The organism is Streptomyces sp. S4.7, assembly GCF_010384365.1.
Lineage (GTDB): Bacteria > Actinomycetota > Actinomycetes > Streptomycetales > Streptomycetaceae > Streptomyces.
The window spans coordinates 7589949-7590392 of record NZ_CP048397.1 but is presented as its reverse complement, the minus strand read 5'-3'; the positions used below and the strand labels follow the sequence as shown (position 1 = coordinate 7590392).

At 69.8% G+C, this 444-nt stretch carries 1 protein-coding gene; it reads right to left on the bottom strand.

Annotated features, from left to right (window positions below; genetic code table 11):
* Nucleotides 1–82: 82 nt before the first annotated feature.
* Complete coding sequence (locus tag SSPS47_RS33265) at nt 83–358, bottom strand: acyl carrier protein (RefSeq protein ID WP_164254130.1); 276 nt, start codon at nt 356–358, stop codon at nt 83–85.
* Between the last annotated feature and the right edge of the window lie 86 nt (nt 359–444).

Here is a 444-nt window from a genome sequence, read left to right as displayed (position 1 = left end):
CACACACTCCCAATCGGCACGCCAGCGTGGACCGTTGCCGGGAACGGGGTGGGTGCCGGAGCACCCGCCGCCCCCTCCGGCGTCAGCCGCGGGCGGACTCCAGTTCATCGGCCAACGCCTGCGACAGCTCCGCGACGGTCGGGTGGTCCCAGATCAACGTCATCTCGACGACCAGCCCGAGGTGGTCCTCGATGTTGGCGCACACGGTGGTTGCCGACACCGAGTCCAGGCCGTACTCCGACAGCGGTACGTCCGGCTCGATCTCGGAGGGCTCGGAGCTGACGTAGTCGGCGACCGTGCGGGTCAGCCAGTCGGCGAGTTCGGCGGTGGAGGGGGCGGGGGTGGCCGGTGCTTCCATGGTGGTGCTCCTCAACGGGTCGTCTTGACGGGTCTCGTCATTTCTTCGCGGCACTGCGTCGCGTCCTCCCGCGGTCCGGGAAGCGC